Genomic DNA, 17,752 nt, shown 5'->3' on the forward strand with positions numbered 1-17,752 from the left:
AAATCTATACCACAGAGACACGGAGTCACAGAGGAAAACCACAGAGAAAACCTTTTTAATACATGCTGCTTGTAATGACCAAGTGAAATGGTCTGTGATCAGTTTCAGCAACAAGATTTTCCTCTTGCCTTTCTCTGTGTCTCAGTACCTCTGTGTTGAGAGGTCTTGCTTTGAGGTGCGCACAGCGCACCCTACTGTCTTAGTTCCGTGGTGGCGGTTCAATCACGAAGCCGACCTTGGCGATACCGGCACGTTGTGCCGTCAGGATACTTTTGCCAATAAACTCATAGCGGGTATTCTGATCTCCACGGATATGCAACTCCGGTTGCGGGATCTTGACTGCTTCTACCTTGAGCTTTTCAAACAGGGCATCCGTGCCTGCCAGCGGCTTCATGCTGCCGTTCCAGTACAGATCACCATCCTTGTTCACCGACAGGGTGATGTTTTCCGGTTTGGTTTTGTAAATCACGTTGGTTTCTGCCGGTAATTTCAGCTTGACCGTATCTGTAATCACCGGGGTGGTGATCAGGAAGATGATCAGCAATACCAGCATGACGTCGACCAGCGGGGTGGTGTTGATGGTGCTGTTGACTTCGTCTTCACCATCTCCATCATTACCAATTGCCATTGCCATAATGTGTTCTCTTTCGATGTTACGCTTTAACCCTTAAAACCTCTCAACACAGACACACAAAGATCTCTTTTCTCTGTGGTGCAGCAGGGGTTTCGAGTGGCATGCCACTCGCCTGCGGAACGAAGACTTCTTGCAAGAAGTCTTTCCTTCCTCTGTGCCTCTGTGTTGAGAGGTCTTCGGGTGTTAATCAGTGATTACTAATTACTTCTTAGCAGCTGTTTTGCCCATATTGCCGGACAGGACAACGGAGTGCAGATCAGCGGAGAAGGCACGGACTTCTTCCATGGCGCTCTTGTTGCGACGGACCAGGAAGTTGTAACCCAATACAGCAGGAACAGCGACAGCCAGACCAATCGCGGTCATGATCAGCGCTTCACCAACAGGACCGGCTACTTTGTCGATCGATGCTTGACCGGACATACCAATCGCTGTCAGCGCATGGTAAATACCCCATACGGTACCGAACAGACCAACGAACGGTGCTGTGGAACCAACTGTCGCCAGGAAGGCCAGGCCGTCTTGCAGGCGGCTTTGAACTTTATCAACAGCGCGCTGGATGGACATGGAGACCCAGGTGTTCAGATCGATTTGTTCGAGCAGCGCGCCTTCATGGTGTTCTGTGGCTTTGATACCAGAGTCAGCGATGAAGCGGAATGGGCTGCCTTCTTTCAAAGAGGCGGCACCGGCTTGGACAGAGGCTGCTTTCCAGAATTTGGAACGGGCATCTGTGGCTTGGCCGGACAGTTTGACCTGGTCAATGATTTTGGTGATGAGGATGTACCAGCTGCCCATGGACATGATGACCATGATGATGAGGGTGCCTTTGGCAACGAAGTCACCAGTTTTCCAGAGAGCATCGAGACCGTATGGGTTTTCTACCATTTCTTTGGCAGCTGCAGGTGCTGCTGGGGCGCCAGCGTCTGCTGGAGCGGCTGGTGCCGGGGCTGCGTCAGCAGCAGGGGCTGGTGCGGATGCGGCAGCGGAGGCGGATTCCTGTGCAGAAACAGGGGCGACGGCAACGGCGGCTGTCAAGGCCAGGAGTGTTGCAGCCAGGAATGCGGAGAAACGGGTTTTCATTGAGGTGCTTCCTTTTAACAAAATAAGGTTGGTATTGCTTACTGCTGTTTTTATTTACTGCTGCTTTAAGATTTAATTTTTCATTAAACTTGCTTTGTGCCGTCAAGAAGCCTGTGCGGGCGTAGCGAGCAAGTTCAGGTTGAGTTAAGAAGCGCAACCGTACGGATGTACGGTGACGAACTTGCAAAAATCTGCAGGCTCAAGCTGGGCTTGCGCAGTAGCCTGCGCAGGTTTCGACTACTCTAACTTCCATACATACTGAACCTTGGCCCAGGTCTGTTGTGGTTTGCCATCGACGGTACCTGGTTTGTTTTTGCAGGAACCTGACATCAACTGGGATTTAACCGCATTGTCGAGACCGCGGAAGCCGCTGGATTTGTCGATCTTGACGTCGGCAACAGAACCATCTGCACCAATCAGGACGGACAACAGGACGGTGCCGGTTTCTTCATTACGCAGGGAGGCACGCGGATATTCCGGTTTGCATCCACCGACGTTGAAGTCGATCACGCCTGGTATCGTGACGGGACCTGTGGCCTTGGTTTCTGCAACTGGTGCAGGTGGGGCCTGGGTCTTGGTGAATGTCGGGTTTTCTGGCTTGACATTCGATACCGCTGATATCGCTGGCTGTTGCTGAACCGGCTGCTGGACCTGGACTTCCGGTGGCGGAATGAACGGTGGCGGCGGGGCCAACAATTTTGGCGGTGGCGGCGGCGGGGTGTCTGGCGGTGGTGGCGGTGGCTTCACTTCTTCTACCAGCTTGACTTCTGCTGGCTTGATCACCACTTCCATCGCTTTGCGCGCCAATCCAGATACCAGGGCATATACCACCAGTACGTGAAATGCGATAACCAGCCCCAAGCCTACAAACTTCTTCCCCGGCTCTTGCTGGCGATTTGAAAAATCCATTCCGGCTGTCTCCTCGATCTTAGAATATGAAGGCGGTAATAATAACCGCTGTTGGTGTTAAATTTGCGTTTCTTGGCTGAAAACTTTTCATATTTTTTGTAGCAAGCATATGAATCCCTGTTTTAAATAATCTGTACTGCCTGATTTGTACCCCGTCGAGCGCAATTTCCTTGTGCATTTCATCTTCAAAACAGTCAAGCAATAAGCAATATCTGAACCATGTATAAGGCCGGCTTTTGCATCAATAAGGCATCTGTATGGATAAACTTTGCACTGCATGATGCCTGTTGCGCACTAAAACCAAGATTGCACTCATGAAGCCGTGCTCCAAAAAAGATATTACTGTGTTGTAGTTGCCTTCCTATTGTCCTACAAAGACCACGGCACTCAGAGCGGGAATTGTAAACCGCCCGCTGATACTCTCATACTTCGCTTCTGCTGCCACACGTTTATCTGCTGCTTGTGTAAGCAAATGTGTAGGATGCAATTGATAGCTGCGCTGGCTTTGTCCGTCTATGGTTAATGATTGCGTCTGTGAGCTGATATTGATGAAATACATGACATAGTCAAAGTTTGCCCCTGCCAATTGCCTGCCATCCAGATGCGCTGCTATCAGCAAGGGATTTTGCGTGGGACCTGTATTATAGAAATGCAGGCGCTGTGCGATATCGGACGCTGTCGATAATCTGAACAGGCTGGAACTGGCCCTGATCTGCAATAAATCACGGAATTGATCGCGACTATAGGCAATATCTGCGCGGGTCGGTTTAATATTCGTCTGCTTCAGTGCCGCCTTGATGTAAGGGTAAAACTGGGCATTGTCTTTTTCTGGTGGCAAGCCTGTCGCGAAATAATTGTCGCCATAGCTCCAGTCCAGCCGGTTAAACCAGTCACCGGAATTGAAGCTATTGCTGTCCATAGACTTGGAGCGCAGGATATCGACGCCCGCATGGTAGTAGGCCACACCCTGGCTGAACGCTGTTGTTGCCAGGGCCAAAGCCTGAATGCGGGCGCGGTCTGCGCTGCTGGTGTCCAGCGGCAGGCGATAGGCATTGATGTCGAACAGGGTCTGGTTGTCGTGGTTCTCTACATAGTTGACGACTTCTCCAGGCTGGCTGGCATAGCCTGCAGGCTGACCAGCATAATCGATGTCCTGTAACTGCCTGGTCTTGCCATCAAAGGTCTGCATGCTGAAGTTGCGTACTGAGCCTGCCAGGCCCAGCCTGAGCATGTCGGCTGCGCGCAAAAGATCCTGCTGTGGCCTGGCCTTGTCGGCCAGGGCGTTTGGCATATAAAACAGGCCATTGATGTAACCCTGGTTTTTCACTATGCCTTCGCCTGCATCGCCATGGCCGCCACCGCGTATGGCATCGCGGGCGCGGTCGCTGAAGCTGCCTATGCCACTGCCATTCAGTGATAGCTGCGATGCCTGGACAAAGCGCTTGCCGTCCGCAATTTCACCAAAATTCCAGCCTTCCCCGAGGAACTGAATCTGGCGTCCGGTTTCTCGTAACAACCTGGCTTGCATGTCTTCCATTACCTGTCTGGGTTGGTGTCCCATCAGATCAAAACGGAAGGAGTCAATTTTGTAATGCTGTGCCCACAAGAGTACAGAATCGCTCATCAGCTTGGCCATCATGGCATTTTCTGTGGCGGTATTGTCGCAGCAGGTGGAGCGTTCTATTTGTCCGAGCTGGTTCAGGCGCTGATAGTAGCCGGGGACGATGCGGTCCAATACTGAGTAGGCAGTTTGTCCGGCCCCTGCAGTATGGTTGTAAACCACGTCCATGCCTACGCGCAAACCTGCCTTGTGCAAGGCCATGACCATTTTCCTGAATTCGATGATGCGCCTGGCTCCATCGCTGGCATCGGTGGCATAGCTACCCTCGGGCGCATTATAGTGATAGGGCTCATAACCCCAGTTATAACAATCTTTGTCGGCATATTGCGTAGCGATTTTTTGTTGTTCTTCGCCATCGGCTTTGCCCTTGATGACGGGTGTCTGGCAACCTGCTTCTGCTACCGTGGCAAAGTCAAAGACAGGGAGTAAATGGATGTCTGTCATACCCGCTGCGCTCAGAGCTTGCAAATGCCGCATGCCATTCGAGTTTGTTTCGCCAAAGGCCAGGTACTTGCCACGCCAGGCAGGTCTCACCGTTGTGTCATTGATGGAAAAATCCCGTACATGCAATTCATAGACTTGCATGTCGATCTGATTTTTTACTTTGGTGTTTGGCGTTTGCTCGTCCCAGCCCAGGGGTTTTAATTTGCTGGAAGACAGGTCAGCGATATAACTGCGCTTTGAATCTGTCGTCAGGCTGATGGAGTAGGGGTCGGTAACGCGATTACGCACCAGGCCCCTGCCTGGCACGTAAACATCGATCAGGTAGGTGTAATACTTGCCGGATAAATCCACCCCGGCACTGGCCTGCCAGTTGCCTGTATCGGTATCGGATTGCATGGGCAGTATGTTTGTAGATTTGGCTTTGCCATCTGGGTATAGACAAATCGAAACCCGTTGCGCCGTCGGTGCCCAGACCCGGAATTGTGTCTGCGTTTTATTGGTGGCTGCTGCCTTGCGAATGCTGGCGCCGTAATCATTGAGGCTGCCTGCTGTCTTGTATAAATCATCGAGCGCACCTGCAATTTGCAAGCCCGTGTAATCAATAACCCGGCCTTCATTGTCTTCTGCGACGACCATTACTTGGGATTGCTGCAATGAGCGTAATTCTTGCAAACTGATATGTGCAAGTTCATATACCTTGCCCGATCCGATATAGGCAAAGCGTTTCGCAATACCACTGTCTAGTGTCGCGTCTGATGCGGTCAGTGAAGCTACTTCATCAAAGCCGCTTGGTTTAGTGCCCTTGCTGAGTTTGAGTTGAGCTGTCCTGGAGATGTATAGCCTGACTTTGCTGTCCGCTGCCAAGCCAGGCCAGCGTATTAACTTGCTGGAAAGCCAATAGGCACGTGCTTCTGTAGCTGGCATCGCGGCTGGCGATAATGTGCTCTCAAATGGACCTGCATTGCATGCAGCAAGGTCTGTGTCTGGCGCATCGCTGGCGACGGCATGGCTGCCACAAGTTGCGGCACAAGTCGCGAGTACGCACGCCAGCAAAAAGCTGAGGCGGCTCTTTGCATGTGCAATGGCTTGTTCAAAAAACAAAACAGTCTCCTGGGTAAAGCAAGCTTCTTTACTTTGATTGTAGATATGTTTGAATCACATGAAAGTAGTGTGACTACATAAATAAAATCGAGTTCACGGCTAGTTTTACCGGTTTTATTGTGGCTAAAGTCAACTTTGCGCCAATATTTTTTCAAATTCTAACCCAATAATCGCAAATTTGTTAGACATGTGCAGTTGATATATGTAGTATTGCTACATAAAATCTGATCGTGGCCTGCTTTCTTATTTCAGCTCCACTCAGGCGCAAAAAAATGAATGGTGAGATGTTGAGCAATAATCCAAAAAAATCATGCAATGCCGGCCCACGCTTGCTGGCAGACATAGGCGGCACCAATGCACGTTTCGCATTGGAAATAAATAGCCACGAATTTAATGCTATTGCTGTATTGCCATGCAATGCCTATCCTGACTTGCAATCTGCCATCGCCGCCTATTTATCCAGTCCTGAAGTGCTGGCCGTATGTCAGTCAACGGTAAAAAACGCGGCCATCGCCATCGCCAATCCTGTTGATGGCGATGTGGTGCGTATGACCAATCATCACTGGACTTTTTCCATAGAATCTTTACGGCAGGCTGCCGGGTTTGATAATCTGCTGGTCGTCAATGACTTCACCGCTCTGGCAATGGCCTTGCCGCATCTGGCTGCTAATGAGCGTGTACAGATAGGTGGCGGCCATGCCCAGCCCAATCGCGCCATAGGTTTGATCGGTCCCGGTACCGGCCTGGGTGTGTCTGGCATCATTCCCTCTGGCGGGCACTGGGTCGCATTGTCCAGTGAAGGTGGGCATGTGAGTTTTTCTCCCAGCAGTGAGTTGGAGATAGCAATTCTGCGCGAGGTCTGGAAAGAATATCCGCATGCCTCCGCTGAAAGATTGATCTCAGGCATGGGTCTGGAATTGATGTACCGCATCCTGGCGCAAATGGATAAACAGGCCGATACTGAAGCAATGAATGCAGCCGATATCACCCGTCGCGCACTGGATGGCAGTTGTGCAATCTGCACACGCACCGTCGATTATTTTTGCGCCATGCTGGGCACTATCGCCGGTAACCTGGCCATGACACTGGGAGCGACTGGTGGTGTATATATAGGTGGCGGCATCGTACCTCGTCTGGGTGAGTTTTTTACCCAGTCAGCTTTTCGCCAGCGCTTTGAAGCGAAGGGGCGCTTTGCCGATTATCTGGCACAAATACCGACTTACCTGATCACGGCAGAGTATCCTGCATTTTTGGGAGTTTCTGCAATATTGAATGAGCGGTTGTCCCTGGACGGCCATGCGGATACTTGAATGAAAAGACCATTTGTCACCCAGGCGCACAGAAGCACAGAGACATAGAGGAGGTATTGAGGGAAAAGCTTGATCTTGTCAGTAGAACTCTCCTTCATGTTTTCTCTTTGTCTTTCTCTGTGTCTCCGTGTCTCTGTGTTGAGAGGTCTTTTTTCAGGTTAATAATCAAACTTCATATCCATGAATAACTCTAACAAAGAGCAAGCAAGCGACTGGTGGCGTGATGCCGTGATTTACCAGGTCTATCCGCGCAGTTTTTCAGACAGTAATGGCGATGGCATAGGTGATTTGCCTGGTATTACTTCCAAACTTGATTACATTGCCAGCCTGGGCGTCGATATCGTCTGGATTTCGCCTTTCTTCACATCGCCGATGAAAGACTTTGGTTACGATGTGGCAGACTATTGCGATGTCGATCCCATCTTTGGCACGCTGGCAGATTTTGATGCCTTGCTCAAGCGCGCACATGAACTGGGTTTGAAGATCATGATAGACCAGGTCTTGTCGCACTGTTCGGAAGTGCACCCCTGGTTTGTGGAAAGTCGCAAGAGCCGCGACAATCCCAAGGCCGACTGGTATGTCTGGGCCAATCCCAAGGCTGACGGCTCGCCCCCCAATAACTGGTTATCCGTATTTGGCGGCTCTGCCTGGCAGTGGGATGCACGTCGTCGTCAATACTATATGCATAATTTCCTGGTCAGCCAGCCTGACCTGAATTTCCACCATCCTGAAGTGCAACAGGCGCATCTCGACAATATGCGTTTTTGGCTGCAGCGTGGTGTGGATGGTTTCCGTCTTGATGCCTGCAATTTCCATTTCCATAACCAGTCTTTGCGGGATAATCCACCCAGCCAGGTGCGTGATAACAAGACCGTGCAGGACAATAACCCTTATGGCATGCAGGCGCATATCCATGACAAGACGCAGCCAGAGAATCTGGTTTTCCTGGAAAAAATCCGCAGCTTGTTGAATGAATATGGCGCGATCGCCATCGGTGAAGTAGGGGCCGATGATTCGCTGGCAGTGATGGCAGATTACACCGCCGATGGCAATAAATTGCAGATGGCCTATAGCTTCAATTTGCTGACAGCGACGTACTCTGCTGCCTACATACGCCAGCAAGTGGAGGAATACGAAGCGCGGGTCAAAGGTGGTTGGGTATCCTGGTCTGTGGGTAACCATGATTCTGTACGCGTTATGACACGCTGGGGTGGGGCAGGAGCAACTCCGCAATTTGCCAAAATGCTGCTGGCCATGCAAATGGCCTTGAAAGGCACACCCTGCCTGTATCAGGGGGATGAGCTGGCGCTGACAGAAGCCGACATCGCCTATGAAGATATACAAGACCCGTATGGCATTACTTTCTGGCCAGAATTCAAGGGCCGCGATGGTTGCCGCACGCCCATGCCCTGGCAGGTAGATCAGGTAAATGCCGGTTTCAGTTCTGGCAAACCATGGTTGCCAGTGCCGGCGGAACATGCTGCACATGCAGTTTCTGCGCAAGATCAGAATGATCAATCTGTCTTGAATTTTGCCCGCCATATCCTGGCCTGGCGCAAAAAATATCCACAGCTTAGCCGGGGAGAAATCAGCTTCTTCGATGCCCCTGAACCTGTATTGGCGATACGCCGTGACCTGACTGGCAGCAATACTCTGTTCGCAGCATTTAATCTGGGAAATCAGTCTGTCAGTTTTAACTGGCCAGCAACTCAGAATGCAGTGCAATTGAAGGACGCTGGCTTGCCAGGGCAAGTCACCGATGGTCAGGTGGAATTACCAGCCTACGGTGCATGGTTTGGTGAGCTACTAATGAAGTAAATGTTTTGCAGAGCGCTTGACAGGGCTGCATGCTGACCGTGCAGCCCTTTTTTTTTGGTAAGACAAACTTGCAACTGTTAAGCGGGTGTTTGCGCATCAACAGAAAATTGCTTGCGATAATTGCCGGGACTGTTCGCAACGATGCGGCGGAAGTGGCGGCGCAGAGATTCTTCCGAGCCAAAGCCTGCCAGCTCAGCGATCTGTGGCAGGCTGGTCGCTGGTGACTCCAGCAATTCCTTGGCGATGGCGACGCGTTCACGTATCAGCCATTCACCTGGCGCCATACCTGTGCTGTCCTTGAAATGGCGTTGCAGCGTGCGGGTACTCATGGCTGCTTTTTCTGCCATCGAGGCCAGATTATGCGGCAGGGCGGGGTTGGATCTGACCCAGTCCATTAACTTGGCCAGGCGTGCATGTTCATCTGCGGGCATGGGGCGTGGTACAAACTGTGCCTGCCCACCTTCGCGATGTGGCGGTACCACAAGGCGCTGTGCGACCATATTGGCTACCTTCGCACCATAATCCTTGCGCACCAGATGCAGCAGCATATCCAGTCCGGCGGCAGAACCTGCTGAAGTCATGATCTGCCCCTGATCTACATACAAGGCGTTTGCCTGTACCTTGATTTCTGGATAGCGTCTTAGCAATTTTTCTGCATAGCGCCAGTGGGTAGTGACGGTTTTGCCATCGAGTATGCCAGCAGCAGCGAGGATGAACACGCCAGAGCAGATTGTACAGATACGCGCACCACGCGCATGTGCTAGGCGAATTTTGCCCAGCAAAGCTGGCGGTGGCGTTTCATCGGCATCACGCCAGCCAGGGATGATGATAGTGTCGGCCTGATCCAGCATGTCCAGGCCATGTGGCACTTCTACCGTGATACCGCCAGCGGCCCGCAATTTGCCGGGTTCCGCAGCGCAAACAGCAAAGTCATACCATTCCACACCTAGTTCCGGGCGGTTCAGGGCAAACAGTTCAACCGTGCAGCCAAATTCAAAGGTACACAATTGATCATAGGCAAGGGCGACGACAAGATGTGGTTTCATGGCATGATCTTACCGTATCTTTTGAATTGCGACATATTCTGCACTGCTAAACTGTTTATTCGCGTAGCCAGTCGCGCAATTCATAGTACCAATAGGCGCATTGTGCGGCCATCAAGCCCATACTGCCAAAGGCAGGTGGCAAGCCGTAGTGATCAAGTCCATGAGGTAAAGTATGCTTGTGAGCGATAGCCTGCGCCACGGCTTCGCCAGCCAGCCAATTTGTGGCATCTTGTGCTGGGCATAGCTCATCAGGCCGCTCCACGCATATTCGACCTTTGTTCCAGCCAGTTGCGGATACACCTTGAGCATATCTCCATACAGTAAATCAGCGACTTCGGCGGGCTGCCTGTCGCGTATGGAAATCCGCCCGCCCCAGAGCAGGCGGCTGCCTGCCAGTGGCCGGTAATAATCAAAAGCAAAGCGGGTATCATAAACCGCAGCGCCGGTTTGCATGGCGCTTGCCAGTTTGTCGCCCAGTTTTTCAGTCGTCATGACATAGGTGGCGATGGGCAGTACCGAGCGCCCCAATTGTGGATAAAGTTTTTCTATGTAGCCGCCACAACAGGCGACCACGTGTCGTGCTTTCACCGAGCCATTTGCAGTACGTACGATCTTTTCAGCACTAGCGGCATCGATTGCGCGTACGCGGCTGCGCTCGTGAATGCGTACAGCCCCGGAACTCAAAACCCTGGCCAGGGCCTGGGCATATTTCAGCGGGTGGAAATGAAATGCATTTTGCTCATGCAGGGCGCCAAAATAACGCTCAGTATGCAATACTGCACGGGTCTGTTCCCGCGACCACGGTGTCCAATCGACTTCAAATTCGCGCAGCATGAAATCTCTTTGTTGCTGGAGTTTTTTTGCATCATCAAACCAGTTGGCGAGCAAGACACCGTTATCGTTGACGTCGCATTCCATCTGATGTTGCGTGATGCGTTGGCGTATCAGCGCAACTGCATCCAGCGTCAATTGATACAGCTTGCGCGCAGGCTCAAGGCCAACTTGTTTGATCAGGCTTGCATTGTCAAGGCTGAAACCGCCAAACACAAAACCGCCATTGCGGCCAGAAGCACCGTGGGCTATCGCCTCAGCTTCCAGCAAGACGATATTGCTGACGCCACGCTCCAGCAAGCCCATTGCCGTCGCCAGACCAGCAAAACCACCACCGATGATGCAGACTTCGCAAGCCAAGTCTTCTTGCAGAGCTGGATAGTCAATAGTAGCTGCGCTTGCCTGATAAAAAGTTTGCTGTAAATTTTCTTGGAGGATCATAAGCGCTTGCAGCGACAGAAAAGCCGTCAAATTACACGCAATAGCTGTTTCAAGGCAAGCTGGTGCTTTAATCTGCACATGTTTACTTTTGTTTTATTGCCAATTACACTAAGTTGATAAACATCTTCTCAGCGTCGATGTAAATCTGCTTCGGTCGTTAATCCCAGCAGCCAGGTCTGATGTTCCGCATCTCGCTACAAGCGCTAGTCGCTGGTATTGGTGGGGATTGGCAGGTATTGAACAGGCAGGCGCGCGTGGGCGGCTTCTATGAACACTCAACAATATTTTCCTGGTTTATCACATGCGTAAATTGCCAGCACGTTATGCCGGATTGGTCATGCCCTTCCTTTTATCAATACTGATGACCTTTATTGTCTCTTTCATCAGTACCTTGCGCAGTGTTGGATTAGTGGATCATTTCTTGCAAATCTGGATGGGTTCCTGGGCATTGTCCTGGGTATTTGCGTTTCCCACCTTGTTGCTGGTTTTGCCCCTGGTCAGGCGTATGACCAGCATGCTGGTTGAGACACCGGGTTAAACCCGACTTGTTTTCTTGCATAACTCTGCTAGCCTGAGTTTGAAGGACACTGCGGACAGATAGAAACATCTGCTTACAAGTAATTACTATTTATCACGTACAAATTATTGCGAATTTTATATTATTGCTTTTTGTAAATATATTCTTTGATGGTGCATGAAATTTCATTCATTGTCTTAATTCGTAACAATGAACACCGCATTTCTACAAGTAGTACAAGACCGCAAACTTGCCAATGAACTGAGACAGGTTGCGGATGATTTCGAAATTCTTGATTTCTTCAAACAATATGGCAGTTGCTGTTTTGCGATGTCTGCCATGCTCGCGCGCATATTGTCAGAAAAAGGTTATGCTGCCAGGGTCCAGGGATGCTATGCCGAAATCAAACAAAATAACGGTGTTTTTTATATAGGTTACAAAGGTTTTGTCCACGAGCAGCAAAAAGAAGGTCATGCCGTCTGCATTGTCGATGAACAATATCTCATTGATTTTGGGCTGGGGACTTTAAGAAAGTTATATGCCGAAGATTTCAGTCATGCGCTGGCCTGTGAAATTTCAGGTGTCAGCCCTGTCCTGGGTAATCTTGATCTGGATAGTGGTGCAACAATCACCTGGCGCACAGACTGGATTTCACCCATGGTGAGTATGGAGCTGGAGCATCAGCTAGCAGTAGTAGAGCGCATATTAATCGGCTATTACGACTTCCAGAAAAACCGCATGGCCTATCTGATCAAGAAATTATTTACCGATAAAAATAATTCCCTGGCCCAACCTGGCTTGGTGAGCAGGGTTATTGCTGTTCCACAGACAAGGCGGCAAAAGCAAGACAGTGAATTGCCAGTCTTGATTGATTAAACTGTTTTTCCAACAGACTTTTTTGTCGCTAAAGCCTTGCTTTCTTTTTTCAGGGCTTTGGATACTGGGCATACTGCCTGCAAGAAACCAGCCAGCGTATTTGCCAGATTGTCTCCCTGAAGGCGGTAGAAGACAAATTGCCCGCGTTTGTCGCTGGCAATCAGTCCTGCTGATTCCAGTATGCGTAAATGCTTGGACAAAGATGGCTTGGTCATGTCGAAACGCGCAGCAATTTCTCCGGCAGACAATTCTGTCTCCGATAAATAAGCCAGAATCTTCCGGCGTGGCGTTGATGCCAGGGCTTCAAATACTTTTTCCATAATACGCAAAGACTGTTGATTACTCATCATAGCATTTTAGCTGGCGATGGTGAAGTTAATTAGATAATTAGACCTTTAGCTAAATAAGGTATATGCTTGAACCGTGAACTGAAGAAAGGCAGACAGGTATCATGGAAGCTGACAAAGACATTGCAGGCAGCACGACGGTCTATTACAACAGTGCCTGCCCAGTATGTGATGCTGGCATACGCGATCAGCGAAGGCGCATGCAGACTTGCAAGATCAAATGGGTAGATGTGCATACTGACCCTGATGCAGTAACGGAAATTAGCAGCGAGCTGGAAACCGTACGTGAGCGCCTGCATGTGCGCAATGCCAATGGCGAGCTGCTGACAGGTGAGCAGGCATTGGCTGCCTTGTGGTCGCAAACCAGTGGCCGTCGCTGGCTGGCCTGGCTGACACTAAGGCTGAGTTTTTTCACGCGGCCACTGTATAACCTTATTGCCAGACACCTGTACCGCTGGAACCGCAGGCGCGGTCACTGGTAAGACCCTGACTCGACCATCATCAATCAATTGAGAACGTCATGAGCACAATTCATACGAGAGCAAGCAATGCCGACCCAGCCGAACTGGCACGTTTCAATAGCCTGGCAAGCCGCTGGTGGGATGAGAATTCAGAATTCAAACCCCTGCACAGAATTAATCCACATAGGTTGGAATGGATAGACAGCCTGGCCCAGCTTGCAGGCAAGCTGGTATTGGATGTGGGTTGTGGCGGCGGCATTTTGGCAGAATCCATGGCACGCAAGGGTGCCAAAGTCACTGGCATAGACCTGGCTGATAAACCCTTGCAAATCGCCCAGTGGCATGCGCAAGGCCAGGATGTGGATGTGCATTATGCCAAAAGCAGTACCGAGGCATGGGCCGGGCAACATGCTGGACATTACGATGTCATTACCTGCATGGAAATGCTGGAGCATGTGCCATCTCCCGCTGCTGTCATCCAGGCCTGTGCAGAGATGGTCAAACCTGGTGGCTGGGTATTTTTCTCAACGATCAACCGCAATCCCCTGAGTTATGCGCTGGCGATTGTGGGGGTGGAATATCTCATGCGCATCTTGCCGCGAGGTACGCATCAATATGCGCGATTTATCAAGCCGGCAGAATTACTCACCATGGCAAACGCCAGCGGTCTGGCCTTGCGGGACCAGCATGGCCTCGGTTATAACCCGCTGACCCAGCGCTTTCGCCTGCATGGTTTCATGGGGGTAGGTTATCTGCTGGCGATGCAGAAACCATTACAGGTGCAAGTTCCAGCAAGCCAGAGTAGCTGAGCAGCAAGCCCAGGCCAGGCATGACAAAGCCTACATAAAAGCGGTAACGCCCATCCTCTATGCATTTATAGGCTTGCGATTGCGGAAACAGCTTTACAGGCAAGGGTATGCCGTGCAGGTGCGCCGCAAGAACGCGCCAGCTCCAGCCGCCGCCTTCAAGAATATCTACCGTCAGGCGGAAATGCATCAGCCCTGTGCTCTCTTGCCAATAAGCATGCGGATACTGGCCATGCGGTACAAACACAGTGACCAGTTTTTCTACCTTGCCATCCGGTGTAATGAATTCTCTGGCCCAAATCAATTTCCCTGGCGCATGACTGATACTGACCTTGTAGCCTGAACGGTCGTGTGTGATCGGCACGCCAAGCTTCTTTGCCAGCCTGCGTCCCAGAAAGCCAGCCAGACCCTTGCCCAGCTTGATATCTATCTCACCTTGCAGCGTACCGCCATGAATATGGATTTGCTGTAGGAGAGGATGCAAATTGCTGAAAGACTCGCCAAACCACTCCTGAGCCGGGGTAAGAGGGTAACTCTGTCTCGTGGTTTCTGTAGTCATGCGTATCATTGTAAATCGTGCAAAGTAAGCCAGAAAAGAATATCGCTGAAACTGTCCGGTATGACTCCGATTTATCTTGATTGAGGCGTAGTAAAGTGTCAGACCAAAGGTAAAAACAGGCTTGTGCTTCTTTTTTACAGCACATGGCATTAAAATCCCGCACCGGACACATATTTTGCTGATGCGCAGGCCGTATATGGAAATGGCAGGTGCTTTGATCATCGAGTACAAAGAAGCAAGTACAAGCAAGCACAAACAAATAAGTACAAATAAGTAAGCACAAGAGAAAGTACAAAACATGGTTTTTAGTACGGTTAGTTTTTTATTCTATTTTTTACCGATCTTTCTCGTCTTGTATTTTGCATTGCCGTTTCGTCATATCCGCAATATTGTCTTGCTGCTCGCCAGCCTGATATTTTATGCTTGGGGAGAGCCAAAGAACCTGCCCTTGTTATTGATTTCCATCCTGCTCAATTACTTGTGCGGGCTGGGCATGGGCCGGGTGCAAGAAAAAGGTGGTACAGGAAAGTCCATCTTCATCGCAGGCATAGGTTTTAATCTGCTCTTGCTGGCCTACTTCAAATATTTCAATTTTGCGCTTGATAGTCTGTATGCCGTGCTGAATGGTGTCGGCATCGTCATGCCCAAGGCAGAGGCAGTCACGCTGCCGCTGGGTATTTCTTTCTTTTCCTTCCATGCGATTTCTTATCTGGTGGATGTCTATCGCAAGAAAACGGCGTATGAAAAGAATCTGTTTGCCCTTGCCATGTATATCACCATGTTCCCGCAATTGATTGCCGGGCCCATCATTCGTTTCTCCACCATCGCCAGGCAATTGCATCAGCGTCACCATACTGTGCGCAGGGCGGAGCTGGGGATCAAGATTTTTATTCTCGGTCTCGCCCAAAAAGTCTTGATCGCCAATAGTGTGGCCTTGCCTGCTGACCAGATATTTTCACTGGCACCAGAGGCTTTGGGGCTGGCCAGCGCCTGGCTGGGCATCACCTGCTATACCCTGCAAATCTATTTTGATTTCTTTGGGTATTCGAATATGGCGATAGGCCTGGGCCTGGTGACTGGCTTTACGTTTCCGCGCAATTTCAATTATCCCTATGTCGCGCAATCTATCACTGAATTCTGGCAACGCTGGCACCTGAGCTTGTCGCGCTGGTTCCGTGACTATCTGTATATACCTCTTGGTGGTAATCGTGGCTCCAGTCTTGCCACTTACCGCAATCTGTTTATCGTGTTTTTCCTGTGCGGGCTCTGGCATGGTGCAAGCTGGACCTTTGTGGCCTGGGGCCTGTATCACGGCGCTTTTCTGGTACTGGAGCGTAGCGGCCTGCAAAAAGTGCTGGCAGCTTTGCCAAGGGTATGCAGGCATGTGTATACGATACTGGTGGTGATGGTGGGCTGGGTGTTTTTCCGTTGCGACAGTTTTGCCCAGGCCCTGCATTATCTGCAGGCCATGGCAGGCGGCATGCCTGCAGACAATGCAGTCGCGCCTGTCATGAGCTTTATGAATGGTACGGTCCTCACGTCCCTGTGCATGGGTATCCTGGTGTCTGTTCCCCTCATGCAGACACTGAATAAGCCACTGGCACCCGTCAGGATGATTGCACCTGTTGTTAGCCTGACGCTGTTTGTCTTGTCGGCAGTCAGCCTGGCGACCGGGGCTTACAATCCCTTTATTTATTTCCGTTTCTGAGACTGGAAGCTAAAGATGAAATCATCCAGTCCAGCCACATCATCCAATGCCTATAAAAAACGTCTTTATAGCAGGGTAATCTTTATTTTTGCTTTCTTTGGTTTGTTGATACTGCCAGCCCTCATTCACCTGAGTGGCAAATGGCAGGGTAGTAACACGGAAAATCGCGTCCTGGCAAGCGCACCGGTATTACCGGCGAACATGGCAGATATGTTGAAATTTCCAGTCGCAGTCGATGCCTATCTGAATGATCACTTTGGTCTCAGGAGTCAACTGGTGGCATGGAATAACAGCCTGCGTTATCACCTGCTCGGCGATATCAATGCCGTGCAACTGACTGCAGGCAAAGATGGCTATATCTTCTTTAACTCCCATGCTGCCAATACCCCTTTGGGCATGGTACATTTTCTGTGCGGTAAAAATGTGACTGCGCAAGACCGTGTCGGCATGGTAGAAACTGCATCCGGCTTCATGCAGGCAGCTTTACAGACCAAGGCCGATAGTTACCTGCTCATGGTGCCTACCAAACCCATCGTCTATGCAGAAAAAATGCCAGACTGGTTGCAAAGCCAGTGCAAGCTATATACCCCACCTTGCCAGGCGTGATTGCCAGCCTTGATCAAAAACCAGGCCTGGCAGGCAGAGTGATCTATCCCTTGCCCGAGATGCTGGCGCTCAAGGCCAAAACCGAAGTGTATCCAAAAAATACTTTTCACTGGACAGGCATGGGCCCGCAAGCGCTGGCGCAATGGCTGTCTGAAAAATATTTTAAACATCCGAGATTGAGCACGCTATCTGCGCAGTTGCATGCCCGGCCCTCAGACATCCAGCAGTTCCTGCCAGGTGTCACACTGAACGTGCCAACCAGGGAACCCGACTATGCCCAGGCAGGTATTACTGCTTGCGCAGGAGTTCCCTGCTTCCCTGAGTGGAAGGGTGTGGCTGCCTCGCTGGGGGATGTCAGCCGATACCGGCATGATAAAAAACAGGGACCAAGACTGTTATTGATCTCGGATTCCTTTGGTCATGGCATCGCCGGTTTTTTTGCCGAATACTATGGCGAGGTCTGGCATCTGTCCATGAATAATATCAATCTGCTGACAGAGGCTGAGCGGGCCAGTTTGAAAAAAATTGTTTTTGAGGATTATGCGCCTGACCAGGTACTCTATGTATTTCATGATGCAGCCATCTCTTATTTTGAAAGAGCACCAGCTCAGCTTTTGAACGCAAAAAAATAAAACCCCTT

16 protein-coding genes and 1 pseudogene are annotated in these 17,752 nt (G+C 50.6%); 9 read left to right on the plus strand and 8 right to left on the minus strand.

The genetic code is table 11. From position 1 onward, the window contains the following. Window positions 1–199: 199 nt before the first annotated feature. From UNDKW_RS05335 to UNDKW_RS05350, 4 genes are all read right to left on the minus strand, one after another. The gene (locus tag UNDKW_RS05335; RefSeq protein ID WP_162040807.1) at window positions 200–634 is read right to left on the minus strand and encodes a biopolymer transporter ExbD; all 435 of its coding nucleotides are present in this window, start codon (window positions 632–634) and stop codon (window positions 200–202) included. Window positions 635–835: 201 nt separating this feature from the next. Then, on the minus strand, window positions 836–1,711 hold the full coding sequence (locus UNDKW_RS05340) for a MotA/TolQ/ExbB proton channel family protein (RefSeq protein ID WP_162057874.1): 876 nt from the start codon (window positions 1,709–1,711) through the stop codon (window positions 836–838). A gap of 237 nt (window positions 1,712–1,948) precedes the next feature. Then, entirely contained in the window at window positions 1,949–2,620 is a 672-nt protein-coding gene (locus UNDKW_RS05345) for an energy transducer TonB (protein ID WP_162057875.1), read from the minus strand. A 361-nt stretch (window positions 2,621–2,981) separates the two neighbouring features. Continuing rightward, the gene (locus UNDKW_RS05350; protein WP_232063250.1) at window positions 2,982–5,786 is read right to left on the minus strand and encodes an alpha-1,6-glucosidase domain-containing protein; all 2,805 of its coding nucleotides are present in this window, start codon (window positions 5,784–5,786) and stop codon (window positions 2,982–2,984) included. 272 nt (window positions 5,787–6,058) lie between these two features. Here UNDKW_RS05350 and UNDKW_RS05355 point away from each other — a divergent pair, with 272 nt between their 5' ends. After that, window positions 6,059–7,096, plus strand: a complete 1,038-nt coding sequence (locus UNDKW_RS05355; protein WP_174247569.1) for a glucokinase — start codon at window positions 6,059–6,061, stop codon at window positions 7,094–7,096. Window positions 7,097–7,276: 180 nt separating this feature from the next. Beyond that, on the plus strand, window positions 7,277–8,914 hold the full coding sequence (locus UNDKW_RS05360) for an alpha-amylase family glycosyl hydrolase (protein WP_162057876.1): 1,638 nt from the start codon (window positions 7,277–7,279) through the stop codon (window positions 8,912–8,914). A 77-nt stretch (window positions 8,915–8,991) separates the two neighbouring features. Here UNDKW_RS05360 and ftrA read toward each other — a convergent pair whose 3' ends face one another. Together ftrA and UNDKW_RS05370 are read right to left on the minus strand one after the other, a co-directional pair. Then, window positions 8,992–9,960 (minus strand): transcriptional regulator FtrA, encoded by a 969-nt coding sequence (gene ftrA, locus UNDKW_RS05365; protein ID WP_162057877.1) that lies wholly within the window; start codon window positions 9,958–9,960, stop codon window positions 8,992–8,994. 55 nt (window positions 9,961–10,015) lie between these two features. Beyond that, a pseudogene (locus UNDKW_RS05370) lies at window positions 10,016–11,232 on the minus strand (NAD(P)/FAD-dependent oxidoreductase). Between the two features lie 301 nt (window positions 11,233–11,533). Here UNDKW_RS05370 and UNDKW_RS05375 point away from each other — a divergent pair. Then, complete coding sequence (locus UNDKW_RS05375; protein ID WP_162057878.1) at window positions 11,534–11,770, plus strand: DUF2798 domain-containing protein; 237 nt, start codon at window positions 11,534–11,536, stop codon at window positions 11,768–11,770. Window positions 11,771–11,959: 189 nt separating this feature from the next. Further along, a complete protein-coding gene (locus UNDKW_RS05380) occupies window positions 11,960–12,625 on the plus strand; it encodes a hypothetical protein (RefSeq protein ID WP_162057879.1) in 666 nt (221 codons plus the stop codon). Here the strand turns inward: UNDKW_RS05380 and UNDKW_RS05385 are convergent. Beyond that, on the minus strand, window positions 12,622–12,975 hold the full coding sequence (locus UNDKW_RS05385; protein ID WP_232063252.1) for a metalloregulator ArsR/SmtB family transcription factor: 354 nt from the start codon (window positions 12,973–12,975) through the stop codon (window positions 12,622–12,624). The genes UNDKW_RS05380 and UNDKW_RS05385 overlap by 4 nt on opposite strands. Before the next feature lie 101 nt (window positions 12,976–13,076). Between UNDKW_RS05385 and UNDKW_RS05390 the strand changes: the two genes are divergently transcribed. Continuing rightward, window positions 13,077–13,454 (plus strand): DUF393 domain-containing protein, encoded by a 378-nt coding sequence (locus UNDKW_RS05390; protein ID WP_162057880.1) that lies wholly within the window; start codon window positions 13,077–13,079, stop codon window positions 13,452–13,454. Between the two features lie 38 nt (window positions 13,455–13,492). Next, window positions 13,493–14,242: a bifunctional 2-polyprenyl-6-hydroxyphenol methylase/3-demethylubiquinol 3-O-methyltransferase UbiG gene (ubiG, locus tag UNDKW_RS05395; RefSeq protein WP_162057881.1), complete on the plus strand. Its 750-nt coding sequence runs from the start codon at window positions 13,493–13,495 to the stop codon at window positions 14,240–14,242. Here ubiG and UNDKW_RS05400 read toward each other — a convergent pair. Then, window positions 14,169–14,798 carry a DUF4166 domain-containing protein gene (locus tag UNDKW_RS05400; RefSeq protein ID WP_162057882.1) on the minus strand — a complete coding sequence of 210 codons (630 nt, stop codon included), beginning with the start codon at window positions 14,796–14,798 and terminating at the stop codon, window positions 14,169–14,171. The two genes, ubiG and UNDKW_RS05400, sit on opposite strands and share 74 nt — an antisense overlap. Window positions 14,799–15,096: 298 nt before the next feature. Here UNDKW_RS05400 and UNDKW_RS05405 point away from each other — a divergent pair, with 298 nt between their 5' ends. From UNDKW_RS05405 to UNDKW_RS05415, 3 genes are read left to right on the plus strand one after another with little or no spacing between them, the layout of a single operon-like run. Then, window positions 15,097–16,506: an MBOAT family protein gene (locus UNDKW_RS05405; RefSeq protein WP_162057883.1), complete on the plus strand. Its 1,410-nt coding sequence runs from the start codon at window positions 15,097–15,099 to the stop codon at window positions 16,504–16,506. 15 nt (window positions 16,507–16,521) lie between these two features. After that, a complete protein-coding gene (locus UNDKW_RS05410) occupies window positions 16,522–17,112 on the plus strand; it encodes a hypothetical protein (RefSeq protein ID WP_162057884.1) in 591 nt (196 codons plus the stop codon). Further along, the gene (locus tag UNDKW_RS05415) at window positions 17,079–17,744 is read left to right on the plus strand and encodes a hypothetical protein (RefSeq protein WP_162057885.1); all 666 of its coding nucleotides are present in this window, start codon (window positions 17,079–17,081) and stop codon (window positions 17,742–17,744) included. Before UNDKW_RS05410 ends, UNDKW_RS05415 begins: the two co-directional genes overlap by 34 nt. The last annotated feature ends 8 nt before the right edge of the window (window positions 17,745–17,752 follow it).

The organism is Undibacterium sp. KW1, assembly GCF_009937955.1.
In the GTDB taxonomy this organism is placed as follows: Bacteria; Pseudomonadota; Gammaproteobacteria; order Burkholderiales; family Burkholderiaceae_D; genus Undibacterium.

Bases quoted from the DNA above. Each gene is read 5' to 3' on its own strand.
- UNDKW_RS05335 (WP_162040807.1), bottom strand. From the start codon at position 634: ATGGCAATGGCAATTGGTAATGATGGAGATGGTGAAGACGAAGTCAAC.
- UNDKW_RS05340 (WP_162057874.1), bottom strand. From the start codon at position 1,711: ATGAAAACCCGTTTCTCCGCATTCCTGGCTGCAACACTCCTGGCCTTG.
- UNDKW_RS05345 (WP_162057875.1), bottom strand. From the start codon at position 2,620: ATGGATTTTTCAAATCGCCAGCAAGAGCCGGGGAAGAAGTTTGTAGGC.
- UNDKW_RS05355 (WP_174247569.1), top strand. From the start codon at position 6,059: ATGAATGGTGAGATGTTGAGCAATAATCCAAAAAAATCATGCAATGCC.
- UNDKW_RS05360 (WP_162057876.1), top strand. From the start codon at position 7,277: ATGAATAACTCTAACAAAGAGCAAGCAAGCGACTGGTGGCGTGATGCC.
- ftrA (WP_162057877.1), bottom strand. From the start codon at position 9,960: ATGAAACCACATCTTGTCGTCGCCCTTGCCTATGATCAATTGTGTACC.
- UNDKW_RS05375 (WP_162057878.1), top strand. From the start codon at position 11,534: ATGCGTAAATTGCCAGCACGTTATGCCGGATTGGTCATGCCCTTCCTT.
- UNDKW_RS05380 (WP_162057879.1), top strand. From the start codon at position 11,960: ATGAACACCGCATTTCTACAAGTAGTACAAGACCGCAAACTTGCCAAT.
- UNDKW_RS05385 (WP_232063252.1), bottom strand. From the start codon at position 12,975: ATGATGAGTAATCAACAGTCTTTGCGTATTATGGAAAAAGTATTTGAA.
- UNDKW_RS05390 (WP_162057880.1), top strand. From the start codon at position 13,077: ATGGAAGCTGACAAAGACATTGCAGGCAGCACGACGGTCTATTACAAC.
- ubiG (WP_162057881.1), top strand. From the start codon at position 13,493: ATGAGCACAATTCATACGAGAGCAAGCAATGCCGACCCAGCCGAACTG.
- UNDKW_RS05400 (WP_162057882.1), bottom strand. From the start codon at position 14,798: ATGACTACAGAAACCACGAGACAGAGTTACCCTCTTACCCCGGCTCAG.
- UNDKW_RS05405 (WP_162057883.1), top strand. From the start codon at position 15,097: ATGGTTTTTAGTACGGTTAGTTTTTTATTCTATTTTTTACCGATCTTT.
- UNDKW_RS05410 (WP_162057884.1), top strand. From the start codon at position 16,522: ATGAAATCATCCAGTCCAGCCACATCATCCAATGCCTATAAAAAACGT.